Source organism: Maribacter flavus, assembly GCF_008386635.1.
GTDB classification, from domain to species: domain Bacteria; phylum Bacteroidota; class Bacteroidia; order Flavobacteriales; family Flavobacteriaceae; genus Maribacter; species Maribacter flavus.
Map to the genome: position 1 here is coordinate 654,189 of NZ_VUOE01000002.1, position 22,190 is coordinate 676,378.

Below are 22,190 nucleotides of genomic sequence, written 5' to 3' on the forward strand. Positions count from 1 at the left end.
TTTTTACCCTATGGAAAGGAAATCTACTAAAATCGCCATAATTGGCGCAGGAATCAGTGGTTTGGTCGCGGCCATTACCTTGGAAAAAGAGGGGTTTGCTCCCACAATTTTTGAGGCATCGGACAGTATTGGCGGACGCGTAAAAACTGATCTTCTGGATGGATATCAGTTAGACCACGGTTTTCAGGTGTTGTTGGACGCCTACCCCATGGCCCAAAAGTATTTGGATTATGGACAGCTGGAATTTCAAAAATTTTTGTCGGGAGCCCAAGTGTTCCATAAAGGGAAAAGTGCCATCATAGGTGATCCACTTCGCAACCTTAGTCTATTGTTCCCTACACTGACTTCCGGTATCGGTACTTTTGGGGATAAATTCAAAGTGTTGAAATTAAATGCAACGTTGAAGGAAAAATCTCTGGAGGAAATTTTTGAGGAACCGGAAACTTCTACACTAGAGTATCTAAAATCCCTTAATTTTTCAGAAGAAATAATCAACCAATTTTTCAAGCCCTTTTTTTCCGGTATCTTCTTGGAACCTAATTTGGCTACCTCCTCAAGGATGTTTCAGTTCGTTTATAAAATGTTCGGTGCAGGGCTTGCCGTATTGCCCAAGGCAGGTATCGGTGCCATACCCAATCAATTACAACAAAATTTGAAGGCAACTCAATTCATATTTAATTGTCCTGTAGAAAGTTGTACCGATGAAAAAATCACTTTATCCGATGGTAAAGCGGCATTTTTCGATTATAAGATTATCGCTACCGATGCTTCGCCGCTGGTGCCAAATTTGCGCAAGCAGCATTTGGATTGGCATACATCGGATACCTTATACTTTACACCCAAAGGAAGAAATATTGACAAACCCTTGATTGGGCTGATTGCCGATCCGGATGCTTTGATCAATAATATTTTTTATCATACTTCCTTGGAAACGGCCCAAAAGGGGGCTGCGGAACTGCTTTCCGTTACCGTTGTAAAGGACCATGAGTTAACGGAATATGAATTGGTACAGAGGCTAAAGGAGGATTTACACCAATTCTGTGGAATTACCACGGAACGGTACTTAAAACAGTATCAAATAAAAAAGGCACTGCCCAAATTGACCGATATTAGGTACTCCTTAACGCCTTCAGAAACCCGACTCACAGAAAACGTGTTTTTGGCCGGGGATTATTTGCTCAATGGATCTTTGAACGCCGCCATGCTTTCCGGGGAAATGGCCGCTAAAGGAGTATTGGAAGTTCTGGAAAAGCGCAACTGATCAGTTGTTCAACCAATAGGTAAACTTCAATGTCAAGCCCCAATTGCGGGTTTCAAAAGGGGTTACAAAATAGTTGTTGGTATAAACCAAAAACAAATCGGAAGCCGGACTATAACGCCACTGAAACCTGGAATTCAGGTTCATATTGCCCGTTTGCTCGTTGTATTGGACCAAATTGGCAAAGAATATCTTGTTGGTGAAGGTAATATCCGCCTCTGCCCCGATCAACCAAAATTCGTTGGTATTCCACGGTGCTGGCAAATCTATGTGATTGTAGTTTAAATTCGCGCTCAGGCTTACGTAGGGCTGGAATCGGTACCCGAGCTCCGTCGTCAGGCTGGTACGGTTTCCATCCTGGTAATAGCCTCCCACGCGGCCCCCTAAGGAATAGGTGAATAGGCTTTGGGGCTTGGATTGGTATTCCCAACCAAAGGCGTTCCATTGGTGTTTGGTGCCCGTTGCCAACTCCGCAATGCCCAATCGGGTAGGGTCAAAGGGATCCAACAGTTCCACATAATCATCGGATAGAAAGAAAAACGCATTGCTACGGTTCCTAAAATCAAAGCGATAGAGCATATAGGCCAAATGGTCCGTTTCACGGAATGCTTCGTTAAAAAACCATGTGACGTTTAATTCCGGTCCGTGGCTCACTATGGGACCCGATTTTGGAAAGAACAGATGCCCCAATTTCCCCGTTAAATTGACATAGTTTCTTCTGGGTACAAAACCCACCTCTGCCGTATAATCGTTACTTACCCATTCCTGCTGCAACCGCCAGTTCCATTTTCTACTACTGTATTCCAAATGTGCCCCTTGGGCAATGCCGCGGCCACTTTCATCCGGGGCAAGCGACTTCAGTATAAAGGCCTTGCCGTTCCAAATGTTGTTGGAGGAAGCCAGATTGTATTCCATGCCCAGATTCCGATTGTATTTTGCATATTGGGCGTTTATGGAATCGTTTTCTGAGGGATAATTGATGGACTGCTTGTTCACGACCATAAGCCCGATGTTGCTTCGACCAAAGACCTTACGCTGTAAGGAAAGCACTCCAAAATTTTGACTGGGCAAGCCGGTTTCATTCACAGCGGCTGTTTGCATGTCCATAAGGCCCATGCGCCACTTTTCATTGAGGTTTCCACTAACACGGGCACCGGCCTGAATGGGCACCCCTAGTCCGATTCTTCTCGAAAAGAAGGGCCGTATGGTCTCATACCCAAAATTGGCAAAAAGATCCCCGTTCTCCAGAAAAAACTGTCGTCTTTCGGGGAAGAAAAGCTCAAATCTGTCCAAATTGGTAATTTGTCGGTCTACCTCCACTTGCGAAAAATCTGGATTTACGGTAAGGTCCAGATTCAGGGAGGAAGTGAGACTGAACTTTATATCACCCCCAATTTTTCCTATAGTTTTGGTATCCTCGTTGGCTTCCAAATCCCGATTCACCTCTCCCAATAAATAGGGGATAATGGAAAAGTTGGTGCCTGGGGCCGGTGGGGGTGCATCCCAGACTAAGGTTCCCGTGTAGGCCAGTGCGGCCGTTGGAAACTGTCTGGGAATGGGGGTCCAGCTGGATTTTTCACTGGATTTGAGGTCTAGCCGACTAAAATTAATGCCCCATTCCGTTACACCGGCCTCATAGCGAATGGACTTAAAGGGAACGGCCATCTCAAAAACCCATTTGTCATCGTCACGGGTCACCTCAGAAATCCACTTGCTGTCCCAATTCAAGTCGATTCGAGAACCATCGAACATAGTACCGTCCCATTGTGCGCCAAAAGCATTGGAACCAAAGGAAAAGCCCGTGGTTTGATTATTGAAAGGGTCCAAAAACAGCAAAAAATTGTCGTTTCTACCAAAGGAGAAATCCCGGCGGAGCGATTCTACAAAGTAATTGGCTTCGGTGGCATTGTAAAAGGTGGCCAACAGATAGAGGTTTTTATCGTCATAGGTCATTTTTATGGCAGATTGTTCGGTGGCCAGTCCGTCATCCATAGGAAGTACCCTAAAAAAGTCCTTGGCGACTTCGGCATCCTGCCACGCGACGTCATCACCAATACCATCGATTTTTACGGGATGTTTCGTCTTTTTGATGTTCAAACGATAGTCGGTGTTCTTTTTTTGTGCGGTTACTAAGTGGACGAAAAGAAATAGGCACACAATGGTGCATAGGTAATTCTTCATTTGTTAATTAGGTAATCGAGAAATCCTTCCGATAATTATCTCGAATTTTTAGGTTGTTTTTTATGAATCCCACGTTGGCTCATGCGGGGTATATTTCTATTGGCGGTGCAACTTACTCAAATTTTAGGAGTCTATTTTTTCCATACCGCAAAAAAGAAGCTAAAATTCATGTAAATCATCGGTTTGGATTCATAAAATGCATTTTCGACCATCGGTCTAACAAAGATTGAAAAGTCTTAAAAAGTGCTTCTTTGTAGTTTGTTATTATTTCCGATACTAATTTAGGTATTAGAGTTAATGATTATCCTTTGTTTGAAGGATATTTGAAGAAATCCATTATTTATTCAAAACTGATTATGAGCGAACAAGCATTGTTAAAACCATATAACAAAGGAAATTTCACGTTAAGAAATAGGGTGGTCATGGCCCCCATGACCCGAAGTAGGGCCGCGAACGAGGCAAAAAAACCGGAAGAAGGCCTACATGATATTTATTATCAGCAAAGAGCTTCGGCCGGACTCATAATCACTGAGGGGTCACAAGTGTCCGAAGAAGCGGTTGGCTACATAAATACACCTGGAATACACACTGAAGAGCAGTTAGAGGGTTGGAAACAGGTAACCGAGGCAGTTCATGAAAAAAACGGTACCATCTTCATTCAGTTATGGCATGTGGGTAGAATGTCCCATCCAGATTTTCACGATGGGGATTTGCCTTTAGCTCCGTCCGCCATCAACCCAGAGGCAAAATCTTATACCCCAGAAGGTTTTAAGGATACGGTCATACCAAAGGCAATGACCAAAGAAGATATTGCCAGGACAATCGAGGATTTTAAAAATGCAGCCCAAAATGCGGTTAAGGCGGGATTTGATGGCGTTGAAATCCACTCTTCAAACGGGTATCTTTTTCATCAATTTTTTAATGCAACCTCGAACACAAGAACGGACGAATATGGTGGTAGTATTGAAAATAGGGCACGATTCTTTTTTGAAGTTTTGGATGAAGTCAAAAAAGTTATTCCAGAATCAAAAATTGGCGCACGCTTCAATCCTTCTTTAAATGGAATGTTTGGAATGACTATGGATGAGGAAACCATTCCAACTTTCGAATATATCATAAAAAAATTGGATGATGAATATGACCTTGCTTATATACATCTTTCGGAACCTTTTAATGATGTATCAAAAATCCCATTTGCGGTTGAGAACATAGCGGAACATTTTAGACCCATGTATAAGGGTACCCTTATAATCAATGGAGGTTTTGATCAGGACTCTGGTAATAAGGTCATAGAAAACGGGCATGCCGACTTGGTTTCTTTTGGGAAATTGTATGTGTCCAACCCCGATTTAGTCGAACGCTTTAAAAATGATTGGGAACTGGCCGACTGGGATGAAGACACTTTTTACACTCCAGGTACCGAGGGTTATATAGACTATGATACCCACAAGAAAGAAGAGTCTGTTCAGTAAAGACTTAATTAATCATTAACAATAAAAATAAGATAAAATGAATTTTACACGAAATGCGAAAGCACAATGGAAAGGGAGTGGAAAAGAAGGACACGGAACCTTAACGACGGATAGTACCGTTTTGGATAATACCCAATACTCCTTCAATACGAGATTTGAGGATGGAAAAGGTACCAATCCAGAAGAGCTCATTGGAGCGGCACACGCGGGATGTTTTGCCATGCAACTGAGTTTTTTGCTTGGTGAGGCTGATTATACACCCAATACGCTTGACGTAAGCGCAAAGGTGTCCTTTAAGGACGGGGAGATTGTAAAAGTGACCTTAGATCTTAAAGGTGATGTACCGGAAATTGAAGCTTCGGAATTTAAAGATATTGCTACGAAGGCAAAAAATGTGTGTCCCATTTCCAAATTATTGGATACGGAAATCGTACTAAATGTCAGTTTAGCATAGAAATAAAAACACATTGCAAAGAAAAAGCAGCCATCTAGGCTGCTTTTTTATATCGTTAATTCAAAAGTCTATCTGATATGGTCCTTGTTCCGTTCCAAATCCTCATTTCCTGAACCTCCCTGACTGTACAATTGATTTTCTTCGTCCTTAACCGTTTTCCTGGTTCTGTCTTTTGGTAAATCACGACCCGGAACATCCAAATCAGAACCTGCAAAATCCACGTCTTTTTCCCTTTCCTGTAATTGTTGGTCATCTCCTTGATCGGTTCTCGAATTTTTTGTTTTTTCGCCCAAAGCGTTCAAATCCTCTTTTGTAATATCTGAATTGTAGGTTTTTTCTTTTTGATTACTCATATTCTCAAATTAAGATTAATAATGCTCCGATAAGGTAATAGTTTTATAATCCTGGGATTGACTTAAATCCAAGATAAATATGCTGTTTTCAAACACTGGCTAGTTATTTTTTTATTCAGGATTTGAGCTAATAATTACACTATTTCGGGTAAGGTTCATACTTCTTTCCTATTATCTTACCATAAATGAAAAAGACACACACTATGGAAAATATATTAGTTGCCGGTGCCAATGGTACTACTGGCAAAAAAGTAGTTCAACTACTAAAAAAGTCCCAATATTTTAATCCTGTTGCCATGGTTCGTAAGAAGGAACAATTGGCGCAATTTGAAAACGACGGGATAGATACGGTTTTAGGTGATCTGGAGGAAGATATCACACATACCGTTGCAAATATTGATAAAGTCATTTTTGCCGCGGGCTCAGGAGGTGAAAAAGTTGTAGCTGTAGACCAAGAAGGAGCCAAGAGATTAATCGATGCATCCAGAAACGCTAACGTAAAAAGATTTGTAATGTTAAGTTCTATGGGGGCTGATAATCCAGAAACTACAGAAGATCTTAAAGAGTATTTACAAGCAAAACATAATGCGGACGAATACTTAAAATCTACGGATTTAAATTATATGATTGTTCGGCCCGGTACATTGACGAATGATACGGGAACAGGAAAGATCAGTTTAAAAAGGCATTTTGAAAAGCATGGTTCCATTACCCGTGACGATGTGGCCCAAACCTTGGTTCATGCCTTACATGAAGATGCCGGTACGAACGAAACGTTTGAAATTTTGGAAGGCGATACCTTGATCGGAAAAGCGTTGGATTCGGTCTCCTAAATGATTTTTACATGATTAAAATTTTTTATGTACTTGATAATTAATTATTTAAATCGTTGAAAATCTTTAATTTACAAAAACAAATCCCTCGATGAGGGTCTCATTTATAGAACTAAAAAAATAGAGCAAATAGAAAAAGACAAAAGAAGATGGCACATAAAATAAATATTCAAGATATAGGATTTATAAGACATAACGTACTCCAAATACAGACGGACAGACCTTCGGGATATGATTTTACACCGGGTCAGGCTTGCGAAATGTCCATTGACCAACCCAAATGGAAAGAAGAAAAACGACCCTTTACTTTTACCAGTTTGCCAGATGATGGTTTCTTACAGTTTACCATCAAAGTGTATCCGGACCACGATGGAGTTACCGATCAATTACAGACATTGGAACAGGGAGATTCGCTGTTGATAAGTGATTCGTGGGGGGCAATTTCCTATCAAGGACCAGGAATTTTCTTGGCCGGTGGGGCAGGAGTTACCCCATTTATCGCAATTATCAAGGATTTGGCCAGAAAAGGAAATTTAGAAGGCAACAAATTGATCTTTGGTAATCAAAGGGAGCGTGATATTATTCTTCAATCCGATTTTGAAAGGTGGCTGGGAAAAGATTTTATCAATATACTTTCCGATGAACATAGCAGCAAGTTTCCCCATGGTACCATTGACAAGGAATTTATTAAAAACCACACCGAGAATCTTGACAAAAAGTTTTACCTCTGCGGACCACCTCCAATGATGGATAGTGTGTATAATGCCTTGTTGGAATTGGATGTTCCAAAAAAGAATATTATTACAGAAGATTTTGATTGAACGCAGAATAATCGCATCGAAAAATGAATTCACGTTTTAATAACAGCATGTGGAAACAGTAACCGGTGAGAACAAATAGTTTTTTTTGAACTGGGCAATTTGAAGGATTGGTACTTTCAAAAAACCAAAATTAAAAGCTAAAAACCGAACAGGTTTTTAGCTTTTAATTTTTAAACCTTTCGGGAGGATAATCCCTTTTCTGAGCAATGGGAATGATTGAAAATTTTTCAATATGTAAGGATGCTTCAGTATCTTAGCGGCAAACTGAAATACAATGAAAAACAAAATATCACTTTTAAAAATTTTCTGTGCCGCTGCACTGGCATTCAGCATATTTTCCTGTAAGGAAAACAAGAAGGAAGAAAGCGCTGATGTCAAGGAGGAAGTACCCATGGATAGTACGGACTTGGCATTATTGGATTTGAATTTACCCGATGGTTTTGAGATAAAGGTATATGCCAGGGGAGTGGATGGTGCACGTTCCATGGCCATGGGACCTGACGGGACACTGGTTGTCGGAACCAGAAACGAGAACACCGTATACGCTATACAGGACAAAGATGGGGACTATAAAGCCGAAACGGTCATGGTGCTCGATACTATGGAGGTTCCCAACGGAATTGCCATGCGAAACGGAGACCTGTATGTTGCCCAGGTAGGTAGTCTATGGAAATATCCCAATATTGAAAGCCAGTTGGGTGGTACATTGAACAAAGAATTGGTCTATGATGATTATCCAACGGAATTCCATCACGGTTGGAAATATATTGCCTTTGGACCCGATGATAAATTATACGTTCCTGTGGGTGCCCCCTGCAATATTTGTGATTCGACCGTGGTAGACGAACGTTTTGCCACCATCACCAGAATGGACCCTGACGGAAGTAACCGTGAAATTTACGCCCACGGTGTACGGAATTCCGTAGGCTTTACTTGGGATGATAAAGGTGAGATGTGGTTTACGGACAATGGCAGGGATATGTTGGGCGATGATGTTCCTCCTTGTGAACTGAACCATATTACCGAGGCCGGTCAGCATTTTGGTTATCCTTTCTGTCACGGAGGTACAGTAAAAGACCCGGAATTTGGTGATCAACGTCCTTGTTCGGATTTTGTGCCACCTGCTAAAGCTTTGGGAGCACATGTGGCACCCTTGGCGGTGAAATTTAAATCAGGAACTATGTTTCCAGCATCTTACAATGGAAAAGCGTTTATCGCCGAGCATGGTTCCTGGAACAGAAGTAAAAAGGTAGGTTATAGAATTATGCTGGCCGATATAGAAAATGGTGAAGTTAAGGGTACGGAGCCCTTCATCGATGGTTGGTTGAATGACGAGACCCAGAAAGTAACGGGCAGACCCGTTGATTTACTGTGGATGAAAGACGGGTCTTTGTTGATATCCGATGATTATGGAGACGCCATTTACAGGGTTACGTATTCCGATACCCAAGTAGCTTCCAACTAATCATGGCCCAGTTCCCCGAAAAAGTATATCTGAACGGAGAAATCATACCTTCTGAAAAAGCCCAAATATCGGTCTTTGACAGAGGGTTTATTTTTGGCGACGGCATTTATGAGGCCATGGCCCAGATCAATGGAGTTTTTTTTTACGAGGAGGCACATCTGGCTCGGCTTGCAGAGGGGCTTTCAAAAATCAATATTCGGTATGATGTCGGCCAAATACCTGAGGAAGTCAACAAATTGCTGGCAGCTACAAACCTTATTGGAAAGGACTGTTTCCTGTATATTCAAATAACTCGGGGTGTTGCCCCCAGACAGCATTCCTTTCCAAAAGACATAAGGCCTACGGTTTTTATGTATGCACTTCCTAAGGTGTTGCCCGATATCAATACCCTGCATGCAAATGTGATTACCCGGGAAGATTTCAGGTGGTCAAGATGCGATATTAAAATGACCTCTCTTTTGGGTAACGTGATGCTCAACGAGGAGGCCATGCAGCACGAATGCTATGAAACGGTGTTATACCGAAGCGGCATGGTTACGGAAGCTTCGCATTGCAATGTTTTTTTCGTGAAAGATAGAGTTGTGTATACTCATCCGGCCAATGAATTTATTTTAAATGGAATCACCCGTTTGGTAGTGGTTCAGCTTTGCCAAGAATTGGGGTTGGAATTGCGTGAGGAGGCCGTTGCCATCGACAGTATTCGTGAGATGGACGAGGCCTTCCTTACAGGTACGAGCACACAGATAGCTTCCATACGGCAAATGGATGACCATGTATATTATCAGAATAATAATGTCGGGCCCATTACAAAAATGCTGCAGGAAGCCTTCCTTCGTTTGAAAGCTATTGAAAGGTAGCACTGTATTCCTGGGGAGGGTTTTGTGAAATCAAGGAAATCGTTTATTTTCAAAGTCTAAACCGACTGAAAATGAAACGCATCCATCAAATTCTTCTCGCATTTTTGATTTTTCCCCTTGTAACCCTTACCGCGCAAAGTGATGGACAGGGCACGTACACCTTACTAATTGATGCCTATGATTGGGGTCCGGCCGTTAACAAGATAATCGTACCCAAAGTTGAATCCGAAACACCCGCTGTTTTTGGAGATTATGAGGTGAAGGTTGTACGAAGCAAGGAAAATGTAGAAATGCGGGAGGGGGAAGCCCAAGGAACCAGGAATGTGTTATATGCCTATCCCTCCAATGCAGATGGGGACCGCAGTGAGACTGGTGAATTTACAACATTGGTTCTCATGGTAGCACCTAACGACCCATTAAGTTCCCCAATCAAGTACTACCGTGGCCCAAATGGAAGGGCCAGCAACCAATGGATTGATTATGAATTGACCGTTACCCATGTACCTACGGGAACAACTTGGGACAAGGAGGGCAAAAGAATGATTCCCGACCTTGATATTTTTGATTTAACGGGAACTTTTAGCCATAAGGATATTGACCTTACCTATGGTGGCTTTAAACCAGAAGGCACCGGAAGCTTTCCATTGATCATTTGGCTTCATGGTGGTGGGGAAGGTGGCACCGACCCTGGTATTCCCCTTATTGCCAACAAAGCTGTCAATTATGCTTCCGCAAAGATTCAGGAAATTTTTAAAGGGGCCTATGTACTGGCGCCCCAGACGCCCACTTTTTGGATGCAGAGTGAATCTGGGGAATATACCCGTGGCAATACCAATGATATTTACAATGAGGCCTTGATGGCCTTGATCAAGGATTATGTAAGTAAAAACCCGGGAATCGATACGGATAGAATCTATATAGGTGGCTGTTCCAATGGGGGTTACATGAGTCTCAAACTCTTATTGAACCACCCTGATTATTTTGCAGCGGGCTACATTAGTGCGCTGGCCTATCACAATGAGTTCATCTCGGAGGCACAATTGAACAGCATCATAAATATTCCTATATGGTTCGTGCATTCCAAGGACGATACCACAACCGTTCCCGAAAAAACCGTAGTACCCCTTTATGAAAGATTGGTGGCCGCTGGTGCACCCAACGTGCATTTATCCCTCTATGACCATGTAACCGATTTGAATGGTATGTATGGCGGGAAAGCTTATCATTTTCCAGGGCATTGGTCTTGGATCTATTCCCATGCCAATGATGCCGATTTTGATTATGATGGCAACCCGGTCCTTATCGACAGCAAGCCCGTTACCATTATGGAGTGGTTGGCACAACAGCACAAATAGAAATTTGAAGCATATCCCGATGGATTATCGGAATCTTTACATATCCTACCCCAAAGAATTTCGATAATCCTAAAAATTCATTTTGGAAATTGGTAAACTTGGAGTATTGCGTAACTTTAGGCAAAACCAACATTCAAATATCATTTTTCATGAAAAGGCTATTGCTATCCACTGTTTTCCTGTTTTTAGGACTTACCGTTTTTTCCCAAAACTTTGACGCTTTCCAATACCGCACGATCGGGCCCAATAGGGGAGGAAGGGTCACCACCGTGACGGGTACGCCCATGCTTCCGGGCACATTTTATTTGGGAGCTTCAGGTGCGGGTGTGTGGAAAACCGACGATTACGGGACCACTTGGAAAAATGTTTCTGATGGATTTTTTAAGACACCCTCCATTGGTGCTATTGAAGTGGCCCAAAACGACCCGAATATCGTCTATGTGGGTACGGGTTCGGATGGTATTCGAAGTAATATTATCAACGGAAAAGGGGTCTATAAATCCATTGACGCTGGAAAAACCTGGACACATATCGGCTTGGAAAATGCCGGACAGATCGGTGCCGTTGAAATTGACCCGACCAATAGTAATATCGTTTGGGTAGCTGCCATAGGAAATGCTTTTAAACCCAACGAGGAACGGGGTATCTACAAAACTATGGATGGTGGAAATACCTGGGAAAAGGTCCTTTTCGTTTCCAATGAAACGGGCTTTGCCGATTTGGAACTGCTTCCCGGTAACCCGAATGTGGTGTACGCCGCGGCTTGGAAGGCACAAAGAACCCCGTGGACCATTATTTCCGGAGGAGATAATAAAGAGGGAGGTATCTACAAATCGGTCAACGGTGGCAAGGACTGGGTAAAATTGGAAGATGGACTGCCAAAAGGCCTCATTGGAAAAATTGACTTGGCCGTTTCCCCTACCGACTCCAGTATTCTGTACGCTGTAATTGAAGCACCGGGAAAGGAAGGAGGGGTCTATAAATCTGTAGATCAAGGAAAGACCTTTACCCAAACCTCCTGCAATGAGGGACTTGTAAACCGACCTTTTTACTATACCAACATTGAATTGGACCCCACCAACCCGGATATCGTTTACTCCAATGCAAATCCGCTATTAAAATCGGTTGATGGCGGAAAGACCTGGAAACGTATGAGCGTACCTCACGGTGATAACCATGATATTTGGTTAAACCCCAACAATCCCGATCTGTTGATCCAATGTAATGATGGTGGGGCGAACGTTTCCCACAATGGGGGAAAGACGTGGTCCACACAATTCAATCAGCCCACGGCGGAAATCTATCAGGTGGCCGTGGACGACCAGTATCCCTATTGGGTCTATGGGGCGCAACAGGACAATACCACCATAGCTATTCCCAGTTCGGCACCGACAGCCAGTGGTCCGCAGGGTACACAGATCATGATGGATGTGGGCGGCTGTGAAACCGGTCCAGCCATCCCAAAACCTGGCGATCCTAATGTGGTGTACAACAACTGTAAAGGTCGGTTTAGCGTATTTAACAAGCTTACGGGTACGGACCGCGAATACTCCATTGGAGCCTCAAATATCTATGGACACAATCCCAAGGACCTAAAATACAGGTTTCAAAGGGTGGCGCCCATCCACGTGTCCCCACATGATCCAAATGTGGTCTATATGGGCTCGCAATACCTTCATAAAACCAGAAATGATGGCCAAATTTGGGAAACGATTTCTCCCGATCTAACTGCCAATGAGGACGATAAACAGGTAATTTCCGGTAGTCCCATCACAAGGGACATCACCGGGGAGGAGTATTACAGTACGCTCTATTCCATCAGGGAGTCAAAAATAAAGGAAGGGCTTATCTGGACAGGTTCCAATGACGGCGTTATTTCTGTAACCCAAGATGGCGGACAGACATGGAGCGATGTCACCCCTAAGAAACTCCCTAACGGTGGAAGGGTAGAGTCCGTTGAACCTTCCCAATTCGACCCTGCCAAGGCCTATGTTGCCGTAGACCGACATTTACTGGGCGATGAAAAACCATATATATACAAAACGGAAGATTACGGAAAGAACTGGACGGTGTTGAGTACCGAGGCCAATGGAATTCCATCGGACCATACCACAAGGGTACTCAGGGAAGATCCTAAAACCCCTGGATTATTGTATTTGGGAACGGAATATGGGATGTTCATTTCATTCGATGACGGAAAAAGTTGGAAATCCTTTCAGCAAAACTTACCTATAACCCCCATTACCGATATTATCCTGCATCGCGGTGATTTGATATTGAGCACTATGGGACGCGGTTTTTGGATTTTGGACGATGTGAGTGCCATCAGGGATTCCAAAATAACAGCCTTAGGCGAGGAACCGGTACTTTTCAAACCGGAAGATACCTATCGCTATAGATCGCCATGGGGTTCCGGTGATTTCCCCAACTATCCATCCACCAGCGTAAGTATCGATTATTACCTACCGCAAGATTATAAAAATGGGGTAAGCATTGAAATACTTGATTCGGACCGAAATACGGTGGCGACCATCGTGAGTGATTCCACCCAGTTAAAATCCACCAAGGAATCGGTGGAGGATATGGGCTTGAGTATGGTCTTTGAGTATGTGGACACCAAATTGGAAACCAAGAAGGGTATCAATCGTTTTGCTTGGGACCTAAGGCAAAAAGGGGCCTGGAATTCCAACAAAAGCAGAAGTTATAAAAATGGCCCCATGGTTTTGCCGGGAACCTATACCGCCAAACTGACGGTGGACGGAAAATCTACCGAGCAAACCTTCGATATACTGATGGATCCCCGTTTGGAGCGGGAAGGGGTTTCCCAAGAAATGATACAGGAGCAGTTGGCCCTACAAAACAAGGTTAACGACCTTTTGTCCGAAGCGCGAAAATTCCAGGATTCCTTGGAAAAGAAAATCAAGGAAACCAAGGACAAAGCGGAGAAAGAAGCCTTGGAAAATGTATTAAAATCCATCAAAAACGATGACGGGGCCTATCCGCAACAGATGATGGTCGCCCAGATTTCCTATCTGTCCAACATCCTAGGTGGGTCCGATAAAAAACCGGGCAATGAAGAAGTACAAAGATTCAAGGAGTTGCAGCAACAGTTTCAAGCCGTGAAACAAAAAGTGAATCTATAAACTGTTTGAATGTTCAAGTAAGCAACCTTTGCCATGTCGCACCGAAGAAAATTTCTAAAACAAGGGGCTTTGGCCTTGCTTTCGGCCCCATTGCTGTCCTTCGACCCGAAAAAGGAGTGGTCCTTAGGGGCTTTAAAAACGGATTCCTATGACGACGCGTATTGGAATTCCGTTCGGAAGCAATTCCCCCTAAAAGAAGGACAGACCTATTTTAACAATGGGACCATGGGCCCAACACCGGGGTACGTGTTGGACAAAATGATGCACCATATGTTGCATTACAATGTAGAGGCGGCCACCATCGACTATAAAAATAATTCAGGTCCCAAGTTGTTGAGCGGCTATTTCCCGTACGAAGAACTTCGCACCAAGTTGGCGATCATTATCAATTGTGATTTTAGGGAAATCAGCCTTATCCAAAACGCGACGTTTGGGATGAACTACGTGGGGATGGGACTTGATCTCAAGCCCGGGGACGAATTGCTGAACACAAATCAGGAACACGGCGGTGGCTTTGGGGCGTGGCAATTATTGGCAAAACGCAAGGGATGTGTGTACAAGCAAGCAATCTTACCAGAACCGGCCAACGATCCGCAAGAAATTGTTGACGCTATTTTTAAGCAGGTAACCAAAAAAACGAAGGTGATTGCCATACCCCATATCGTGTCAGGTTATGGAACGGTGATGCCGGTCAAGGAAATATGCCAAAAAGCTAAAAATAACGGCATCTTTACGGTATTGGACGGCGCCCAGTGTGTTGGGCAGATTCCGGTAGATGTACGGGACATTGGCTGCGATGCCTATTATTCCAGCCTGCACAAATGGCTTTTGGCGCCCGCCGGAAGTGGCCTTTTGTACATTAACAAGGATGTTGTTTCGAATATATGGTCCACGATCGCCAGTTACAATTGGGACAATCAGGAAGACCATGGATTCCGACTCATGCAGAATGGCACGGGGAATGCCGGACTTTTGGCGGGTTACGATGCCGCGGTGGATTTCTTTAATACCATAGGGGCGGAACAATGGCTGGGGAGGATCAAGGAATTGGGAATGTATTTGCGCAATGGTCTAAAACGGATTTCGCATGTTACCATCTACTCCTCCACGAATGAGGAAATGGCCGCAGGGATTACGACCTATGGTGTTGCCGGTATTTCGGGACCCGATTTGCAAACAGCCATGTGGGAAAAGGAGCGATTGCAGCCTCGGTCCGTGGGCGATAAAATGATCCGTCATTCCGTTCATATCTATAATTCAAAGGAAGAAATAGACCGTTCCCTGCGTGTTATAGAAAGTCTAGGTTAATCTTTTAGTGTTCTTTTTTGACCCAAAAGATTCATTTTGTAATCAACAAGGTGTTAACGCTATCTAAATGCTTCTTAAACACTATTTTTGCCGCATGAATAGGTTTACATACAAAGGATTCACACTCCTTTTTCTGCTTTTCTGTCAGACCTTACTGATTGCTCAGGAAAAAGGTGAATATGAAGGACCGTTCCAAATTGGAAAATATACGGGCAATGCGCGTTATCAGTACTATACTTCGGCAACCGATACGGTACTAGACGGCCCATTTTTGTTTCAAAAGTCCAATTTGGAGACCTTGTTGAAGGAACAGGACTCCTCCTTTACCATCAAGGGCAATTTTATCGACGCCTTGGCCAATGGTCCGTGGCAATTTCAATTTGGAAAATATACGTCTGACAGTAAGAGCGAAGTCGTAGATTTCGAATATCGAATCTTGGTCAGCGGCACCCAGGAAATGGCGACCGGTGTTTTATCCGAAGGCCTGCCTGATGGCGATTGGCATATTACGGTACAGGAGGTTGAAAACTCCGAAGTAACGAATATACTGTTCAAAAGTGAATTCAATTTTGAAAAGGGCGTTCCCCAGCAAAGTTTCAAAATAGAAAGTGATAGCAGTGCCCTCGTAGGTAGATTTCTTAGGAACGGCGTGGCGCACGATGCATGGACCAGTTACGGAAGCAATGCCTTGGAAGTGGACGAAACATGGTACTTTGAAGAAGGACTCCTACAAAAAATCGTTTTTGATGCTACAGGTGAGGAGGTCCCAGTTTTCGATATGTATGCACCACAGTATGAGATGATTTCCTTGGACGACCGATTCCTGCTGCTTTTACGATATAACTTACGGGATAAGATAGGTCAGGGCAACACGTTGCAACTGTTGTCCAAGAACCGCGAAGTGTACCAAAAAATCAATACGATACTTACACAATTGGGCTCCGTTCCCTTTGATACGAATATAAAGGTACAGGTTCCCGTGTATGCTTTGGACAGCCTTCAAAAGGAGACCTTGGAACGGATTTCCGATAATTTGACCCAAGCATCGGAACTGTCCAAGACTATCCTTTCCAATAGCCACCTCAATATTATCCGAAGAACGGATACCGATGCTCAGTATTGGTATTCGGTTACCGAAAAATTGGTATCGGAATTTCTGAGTCCCTTGGAATCCTATGTAGATCTTTACCAAAATCAAATTTTTGAATTTGTAAATCCATCCACCGTTGAAGGGCGTATCTTTCCGGTCGGAATTCCCGATAAGACTATCGAGGTACAGGTCGGGCAAGAGCCATTTCAACTGCCTGAAGCCGATGCTTTCAACTTTCAAGGTAGTGGTCTTCAAGCCATGGAGCAAATAAGTGTCTATGCCCAAATGAGCATGGAATATATCCTGGACCAACTGTCTAATAAGCTATCGAACGATGTTCAAATCCAATCCTTAAAGGAACTGGAAAACGACCTTATTTCCATAAACAACGGTATTGAAAAGCAAATCGATTCCCTTTCGCCCCAGCTTCCGGAGAATTATGCCAATGCCTTGAAAAATTTGGGAGAAACCGCCAATGAAGAATTGGCCACCTATGCAAATATTTCCAACCCGGGCGAAAAATTGAGTTTTGGGGAAGACCTACAATCCTGTTTGGAGGATATCAGATCCCTGATCAAACTTCTTTCCAATTTTCCGGAAAAAATCAAAGAAATTAAGGCGCTCTATACGGACGATATCTGGAATCCCTTTATGGCGACCGTCATGGAGGAGGAGGTCAAAAAGCGTATCGTGGAGGCGTATAGGGATATTTTGGTGCCCTATTTTGTGCAAACTATTTCACAAACAGGGGAATGTGATAGGTTTGCCTTATTACGGGAACAGATTGTGTATGCCAATAACCGAATGGTAGGTTTACGAAACGAGGAAACCCGAAAATTAGAACGAAAACTTAAAAGGGCACGAACGGCAGAAGAGATCTTGAAGTTGTTCCAACAGCAAATCCCAAAAGAAGACTAGGCATGAGAAAAGGTAAATTGAACTTTTTTGGGTGTATTCTTTCCCTTTTGGCGATTGTTTTCGTTACCTACGGACAGGAATCCGAACCCATAGTTTTGCCGGAAAATTCAAAATATAAGGAGCCCGTATCCAAGGTGTGGTTCAATACCTACGGGAACATACGAATCGGCAAGCGTTTTTTCTGGGATGCCCAGACCCATTTCAGGTTCGAGGAAACGGAGAACACCCCATTTATTGGGCAGATCGCTCAAGTTTATAACCGTCACGCCATTGGCTACATCTACGATAAAAAAACCAACTTTAGTTTGGGTGGGGTAGTGCGCGTCAATTTTAATACAGATGAGGAATCCACGGACAGAAATGTGGTTCCCGAGTGGCGTATTTGGCATCAATACCAGTTCGCCATGCCCTTATATTCCGCCATGTTGTATCACAGGATTCGTATCGAGCATCGGTGGACACAGGGGTTTGCGGAAAATAGTGAATATATTTTCAGGAATCGGTGGCGTTATATGTTCCGGGCCAAAATCCCCCTGAACGATACCAAACTGAAACCCAAAACCTATTACATTTCCCCCGAAGCGGAACTTATCATGCAGAGTGGCAAGGCTGTGGTGGCCAGCCCTATGGAAGATCTGCGATTGACCACTACCTTGGGTTACATCGCTACCCCGCGGCTCACCTTTGCGGCAGGGCTTATGTACTCCCAAGGACAGGACCGCGTCTTTGCGGGGGATTACAAACAAGGGTGGACCCTACGCTTCCATATGTATTTTTCCCCAGATTTTAGGCGTATAAAAAACAAGCTTCCGGAAATCCATATGACGGATTAGACCGTACGTATTGGTATATCAAACGAATCGATTATGAAGTCAAGAAAAGTGTTTTATTTTAGTGCTCTAGCTGTTGCCATTTTAGGGGTCATGTTATTGCTTTATAGATTCGTCCAGCAGCAGCATCAAATAAGCCAACTTAAGGAAGAAAAGGAAGTAATTCTGGACAATTTGAAGGATTTTGAGCGTTTGGCCCAAATGGATTCCCTATTGTTGCAGGGCGATTACGAATTGGCCATAAAATCATATAGTGATACCATCAACAGGAGCAAGGAAATCAAAATGGGCATTCCGCTTCGCATCGCGCTCGCGGAAAAATTGCTGAACCAAAATAGAAATCCCAATAATCCAAAGGACAGTAGCATCTTGAATGCCGACAGTCTACAAATCAAGTCCCTATCTGAAGAAGCTGCAGTACGGCAGTTCGACTCCCTGAGTTTTAATCTAGAAAAGACAAAGCTTCAATTGGAGCGAGTCAAAAAGCAACTAAAGCAAAAATCCTTTGGAGAATATCTCACTTTTAAGAGTAGAAAGGGAAACCAGCTACATTATATAGGTCAGGTGAAGGATGGAAAGGCACAGGGCTATGGAATAGCATTATTGGCAACCGGAAGCAGGTATGAGGGAAATTGGAAGAACAATCAACGCCATGGACAGGGAACTTTTTATTGGCCAGATGGCGAATATTACTCCGGGGAGTTCAAAGATGACCTTCGAAACGGTTTTGGCACCTATTTTTGGCCGAACGGAGAAAAATACGCAGGTCAGTGGAAGGAGGACAAACGAAGTGGTTCCGGTAAGTTCTTCGATTCAGAAGGTGATGTAGTGGCCAGCGGCGAATGGAACGAGGACAAGTTGGTGGAAATCAACGATAGATAAGTTGCAACCTATTTTTTAAAGATTTTCTTTATTCCTTTAACAAGCAGCAGTACTACAAAACCGACTGCAAGTCCTATGACGAACTCCAACAAAATGGATGGTATGCTTGGGAATATGTGATGAAGAAATGGTACATTGTGTACAAAGATTCCCCCGGATACCAAAAGTAAGGCTATGGTTCCAATAACGGCAAGTGACTTTATTACGATTGGAAGTGCATTTACAAAAAACCGACCCACTTTATCCGAAAAACTATTGTCCTCCTCGTTCAAATTGATAAGTCGCAATCCAAATTCGTCCATCCGTACGATCAGGGCAACGATGCCGTAAACACCTACAGTGGCCAAAAGCGCCACTACCGTAACCACCCCAATCTGTGTAGTGAGTGGTTCATTTATAACCGTACCCAGGGCAATGATCACGATTTCAACGGATAAAATAAAATCAGTTAGTATGGCGGACTTTATCTTTTCCTTTTCCATTTCAAGGATATCCTTTTTACTGGGGGCTTCCTCCTTTATGGTGGGCGCCTCGTGGTAATGGGGGAAAATGAACTCGTATATCTTTTCGGCACCTTCATAGGCCAAATAAAGCCCACCAAGTATCAGGATGATGGTTACGGCGATAGGAAGGAAGGCACTCAGTAAAAAGGCAATGGGAAGAATGATAATTTTGTTGAGCAAGGAACCCTTTGTAATGGCCCAAAGCACTGGGATTTCGCGCTTGGAAACAAAACCGGATGCTTTTTCCGCGTTTACGGCCAAATCATCCCCCAAAATTCCGGCGGTCTTTTTGGTGGCCACCTTGCTCATGGTAGCTACGTCGTCCAAAAGTGTTGCCACATCATCCAATACTGCAAAAAAACCTGATGCCATATCCTATATTTTTTGGCAAAAGTAAATTATGATACTGACTTATGGGGATGCAAATGGCCAAAAAATGAACTGACAAATTTTGCAGTCTTGTTTTTTGGTTTCCGTATGTCTTTGGGAAACCCGACTAATTCTTGTGTACCCTATAGGTTATACGTCTGTTCGTAATGATGGTATTTACCTGTATCTGGAGGCTGGCTATGGCACTGGTGGTCTGTGCGCAGATATAGGCAACATCGGTCAAGACAACTCGGTATTGCTCCCCATTTTGCGAAGGAGTCGGATTGGTGATGTTGAGGGTTGCAGAATTCGAACCGCTGAACATGGCATTGTCCGTTATATCCGTCCAAAGACCTCCTATAAACCGTTGCCATTGATAGGTGTCGGCATTCGTTGCCGAAACAGATAGACTACCGCTACATCCGGGACAAATTATGGCATCCGAGGGCTGTGTGGTTATAATGGGCGGTGCTCCGGCCTGTCTAAAATCGAACACGGCGTCCGCATCGGCATCGGCAGGCACCGTGTAACCGTCCGATCCTGAGGTGACTACACCGTTGGCATCCGTGGATATGGGATTAGGACCCAGGAGTCCGTCCGAATTGTTATCCGTAAATCCGGCTTCCAAAACATCGTTACACCCATCGTTATCGGAATCCAAATCTACAATATCCAAAATACCATCGCTATCGCTATCTGAATAGGTATAGTTGATACTTCCGCCGTTAGGGTCGGTCTGAACCAAATTGGGAACCCCGTCCGAACCAACGGCCCCATTCAACACACCGTTTGTATGTGTCTGTCCATGGCCTGCTTCCACTGCGTCATAGATGCCATCGTTATCGCTATCCAGGTCAAATCGGTTAAAAATTCCATCGCCATCCGTGTCGCACTCGCCGCTAAATCTGATCTGACCGTTCATATTGGTAGGTCCCGTCACGAACTGACCTATGGTAATCGTATTGGTTCCGGATGGATTCCATGGCACTGTTATGGGTGGAACATCCAATGTTAAGGGCAAAAGAGTGCCACCCGGCGATTGCGCTCCATACAGTTTCAGGTGTCCATCGGCATCTACGATCACTCTGAGCATGGGGTTTGCCAATGTTCCAGTCATAGACCAAAGTTGAGGAACGCCTCCCTGTCCATAGGTAAATCCCGTACTGAACCTTGCAAAGTTACCAGGTGCGCCGGGTTGGAATTGAAACTCCGTAGCAATATCGGTTCCGTTGATGGTTAGGTTGAATGAATTATCAATTGAGACAAAGTCAATGTACATATTACCCCGTCCTGTAGTTGCCGTATTCGTTATAGCGCTTCCACCTGAAGAATTAAAATTCTGTGTGGATGTAGAATTAAATGTACATTCATCCCAATCCAAAATTCCATCATTGTCATTATCGAAATCGGCGACATCCTCAATACCATCACCATCTGTATCCACGGGTACCACTGCAGAAATCAGAACATTGTCTAAGTAAGCATAATCATCTGACTGCCAATTTGTATTCGATTTTGCGAAACGTATTACTGTATTTGCCGATATGTAAGCGGTTATATCCTGTGTAAAAGAACCATTACCTGAAAGCGTTCCAATTTGGGTGTAAGGAGCGCCGCCCGTGCTGGAAATATATACACCAAGTTGTCGGTTTCCACCAAGGCTATTGGTATTATAATCAAAGCTAAGAGTAGCTGAAGTGGCATTGGAAAGGTTTGCGGTTCTTCGAATATCTTCTGTTGACAAACGATACAAATATAGTTGCTGATTTTGAATACTAATATATTGTGCGGATGGGCCATTATTGGTATCCCCGGATTCAATCCAATTGGTTGCCCAATTGGTATTTCCGTCATTCCTAGCGTAGGAAACCGTTGAGAAAGTATCGGAAAAGGTAACTTGGGCCATTAGTTGACCTAAAAACATAAGGAAACACCCAAAGAACAAATAGCGTCTTCGGTTGCCCAGTTTACGGTATTTCTTTTCAAAAATGATTTTCAGCATGCAACTAATTCTCACCCTAAAGTTCCTAAAGGGTTAAGGAATCGCAAAAGTATTGTTGGTAATTAGGAAATAAATAAGGTGACTGGGTGGATACCT

17 protein-coding genes are annotated in these 22,190 nt (G+C 43.6%); 13 read left to right on the forward strand and 4 right to left on the reverse strand.

What is annotated here, in order from left to right:
* Positions 1–10: 10 nt before the first annotated feature.
* Positions 11–1,261: an FAD-dependent oxidoreductase gene (locus tag F0361_RS13210; protein WP_154919151.1), complete on the forward strand. Its 1,251-nt coding sequence runs from the start codon at positions 11–13 to the stop codon at positions 1,259–1,261.
* On the opposite strand, the gene F0361_RS13215 is transcribed toward F0361_RS13210, so the two are convergent.
* Positions 1,262–3,439: a carbohydrate binding family 9 domain-containing protein gene (locus F0361_RS13215; protein WP_154919154.1), complete on the reverse strand. Its 2,178-nt coding sequence runs from the start codon at positions 3,437–3,439 to the stop codon at positions 1,262–1,264. It lies immediately after the preceding gene.
* 356 nt (positions 3,440–3,795) lie between these two features.
* Here F0361_RS13215 and F0361_RS13220 point away from each other — a divergent pair, with 356 nt between their 5' ends.
* Together F0361_RS13220 and F0361_RS13225 are read left to right on the forward strand one after the other, a co-directional pair.
* Complete coding sequence (locus F0361_RS13220; RefSeq protein ID WP_154919158.1) at positions 3,796–4,911, forward strand: alkene reductase; 1,116 nt, start codon at positions 3,796–3,798, stop codon at positions 4,909–4,911.
* A 37-nt stretch (positions 4,912–4,948) separates the two neighbouring features.
* Positions 4,949–5,365 (forward strand): OsmC family protein, encoded by a 417-nt coding sequence (locus F0361_RS13225; RefSeq protein ID WP_154919160.1) that lies wholly within the window; start codon positions 4,949–4,951, stop codon positions 5,363–5,365.
* Between the two features lie 68 nt (positions 5,366–5,433).
* Here the strand turns inward: F0361_RS13225 and F0361_RS13230 are convergent, their stop codons facing one another.
* Positions 5,434–5,718: a hypothetical protein gene (locus F0361_RS13230; RefSeq protein ID WP_138259658.1), complete on the reverse strand. Its 285-nt coding sequence runs from the start codon at positions 5,716–5,718 to the stop codon at positions 5,434–5,436.
* Between the two features lie 203 nt (positions 5,719–5,921).
* Between F0361_RS13230 and F0361_RS13235 the strand changes: the two genes are divergently transcribed.
* The 10 genes from F0361_RS13235 to F0361_RS13280 all read left to right on the forward strand — a co-directional run bounded on the left by F0361_RS13235 (position 5,922) and on the right by F0361_RS13280 (position 19,220).
* Complete coding sequence (locus F0361_RS13235) at positions 5,922–6,551, forward strand: SDR family oxidoreductase (protein WP_154919164.1); 630 nt, start codon at positions 5,922–5,924, stop codon at positions 6,549–6,551.
* Between the two features lie 149 nt (positions 6,552–6,700).
* Entirely contained in the window at positions 6,701–7,372 is a 672-nt protein-coding gene (locus tag F0361_RS13240) for a ferredoxin reductase domain-containing protein (protein ID WP_154919167.1), read from the forward strand.
* A gap of 274 nt (positions 7,373–7,646) precedes the next feature.
* Positions 7,647–8,837, forward strand: a complete 1,191-nt coding sequence (locus F0361_RS13245) for a PQQ-dependent sugar dehydrogenase (protein WP_154919169.1) — start codon at positions 7,647–7,649, stop codon at positions 8,835–8,837.
* Between the two features lie 2 nt (positions 8,838–8,839).
* Entirely contained in the window at positions 8,840–9,694 is an 855-nt protein-coding gene (locus F0361_RS13250) for an aminotransferase class IV (protein ID WP_154919172.1), read from the forward strand.
* 71 nt (positions 9,695–9,765) lie between these two features.
* The gene (locus F0361_RS13255) at positions 9,766–11,049 is read left to right on the forward strand and encodes a prolyl oligopeptidase family serine peptidase (protein ID WP_154919174.1); all 1,284 of its coding nucleotides are present in this window, start codon (positions 9,766–9,768) and stop codon (positions 11,047–11,049) included.
* Positions 11,050–11,198: 149 nt separating this feature from the next.
* Positions 11,199–14,192, forward strand: a complete 2,994-nt coding sequence (locus tag F0361_RS13260) for a VPS10 domain-containing protein (protein ID WP_154919176.1) — start codon at positions 11,199–11,201, stop codon at positions 14,190–14,192.
* A 33-nt stretch (positions 14,193–14,225) separates the two neighbouring features.
* A complete protein-coding gene (locus tag F0361_RS13265) occupies positions 14,226–15,500 on the forward strand; it encodes an aminotransferase class V-fold PLP-dependent enzyme (RefSeq protein WP_154919178.1) in 1,275 nt (424 codons plus the stop codon).
* Positions 15,501–15,594: 94 nt separating this feature from the next.
* The gene (locus F0361_RS13270; protein ID WP_154919180.1) at positions 15,595–17,508 is read left to right on the forward strand and encodes a hypothetical protein; all 1,914 of its coding nucleotides are present in this window, start codon (positions 15,595–15,597) and stop codon (positions 17,506–17,508) included.
* 2 nt (positions 17,509–17,510) lie between these two features.
* Positions 17,511–18,341 carry a DUF2490 domain-containing protein gene (locus F0361_RS13275; protein ID WP_154919182.1) on the forward strand — a complete coding sequence of 277 codons (831 nt, stop codon included), beginning with the start codon at positions 17,511–17,513 and terminating at the stop codon, positions 18,339–18,341.
* 33 nt (positions 18,342–18,374) lie between these two features.
* Positions 18,375–19,220 (forward strand): MORN repeat-containing protein, encoded by an 846-nt coding sequence (locus F0361_RS13280; RefSeq protein ID WP_154919184.1) that lies wholly within the window; start codon positions 18,375–18,377, stop codon positions 19,218–19,220.
* A gap of 8 nt (positions 19,221–19,228) precedes the next feature.
* On the opposite strand, the gene F0361_RS13285 is transcribed toward F0361_RS13280, so the two are convergent.
* Positions 19,229–20,095, reverse strand: a complete 867-nt coding sequence (locus tag F0361_RS13285; RefSeq protein ID WP_154919187.1) for a DUF808 domain-containing protein — start codon at positions 20,093–20,095, stop codon at positions 19,229–19,231.
* Positions 20,096–20,219: 124 nt separating this feature from the next.
* A complete protein-coding gene (locus F0361_RS13290) occupies positions 20,220–22,094 on the reverse strand; it encodes a thrombospondin type 3 repeat-containing protein (RefSeq protein ID WP_154919189.1) in 1,875 nt (624 codons plus the stop codon).
* Positions 22,095–22,190: the final 96 nt, after the last annotated feature.

What these genes read in the sequence shown, in the direction of transcription:
- F0361_RS13210 (WP_154919151.1), top strand. Translation starts at nt 11, where the DNA reads ATGGAAAGGAAATCTACTAAAATCGCCATAATTGGCGCAGGAATCAGT.
- F0361_RS13215 (WP_154919154.1), bottom strand. Translation starts at nt 3,439, where the DNA reads ATGAAGAATTACCTATGCACCATTGTGTGCCTATTTCTTTTCGTCCAC.
- F0361_RS13220 (WP_154919158.1), top strand. Translation starts at nt 3,796, where the DNA reads ATGAGCGAACAAGCATTGTTAAAACCATATAACAAAGGAAATTTCACG.
- F0361_RS13225 (WP_154919160.1), top strand. Translation starts at nt 4,949, where the DNA reads ATGAATTTTACACGAAATGCGAAAGCACAATGGAAAGGGAGTGGAAAA.
- F0361_RS13230 (WP_138259658.1), bottom strand. Translation starts at nt 5,718, where the DNA reads ATGAGTAATCAAAAAGAAAAAACCTACAATTCAGATATTACAAAAGAG.
- F0361_RS13235 (WP_154919164.1), top strand. Translation starts at nt 5,922, where the DNA reads ATGGAAAATATATTAGTTGCCGGTGCCAATGGTACTACTGGCAAAAAA.
- F0361_RS13240 (WP_154919167.1), top strand. Translation starts at nt 6,701, where the DNA reads ATGGCACATAAAATAAATATTCAAGATATAGGATTTATAAGACATAAC.
- F0361_RS13245 (WP_154919169.1), top strand. Translation starts at nt 7,647, where the DNA reads ATGAAAAACAAAATATCACTTTTAAAAATTTTCTGTGCCGCTGCACTG.
- F0361_RS13250 (WP_154919172.1), top strand. Translation starts at nt 8,840, where the DNA reads ATGGCCCAGTTCCCCGAAAAAGTATATCTGAACGGAGAAATCATACCT.
- F0361_RS13255 (WP_154919174.1), top strand. Translation starts at nt 9,766, where the DNA reads ATGAAACGCATCCATCAAATTCTTCTCGCATTTTTGATTTTTCCCCTT.
- F0361_RS13260 (WP_154919176.1), top strand. Translation starts at nt 11,199, where the DNA reads ATGAAAAGGCTATTGCTATCCACTGTTTTCCTGTTTTTAGGACTTACC.
- F0361_RS13265 (WP_154919178.1), top strand. Translation starts at nt 14,226, where the DNA reads ATGTCGCACCGAAGAAAATTTCTAAAACAAGGGGCTTTGGCCTTGCTT.
- F0361_RS13270 (WP_154919180.1), top strand. Translation starts at nt 15,595, where the DNA reads ATGAATAGGTTTACATACAAAGGATTCACACTCCTTTTTCTGCTTTTC.
- F0361_RS13275 (WP_154919182.1), top strand. Translation starts at nt 17,511, where the DNA reads ATGAGAAAAGGTAAATTGAACTTTTTTGGGTGTATTCTTTCCCTTTTG.
- F0361_RS13280 (WP_154919184.1), top strand. Translation starts at nt 18,375, where the DNA reads ATGAAGTCAAGAAAAGTGTTTTATTTTAGTGCTCTAGCTGTTGCCATT.
- F0361_RS13285 (WP_154919187.1), bottom strand. Translation starts at nt 20,095, where the DNA reads ATGGCATCAGGTTTTTTTGCAGTATTGGATGATGTGGCAACACTTTTG.
- F0361_RS13290 (WP_154919189.1), bottom strand. Translation starts at nt 22,094, where the DNA reads ATGCTGAAAATCATTTTTGAAAAGAAATACCGTAAACTGGGCAACCGA.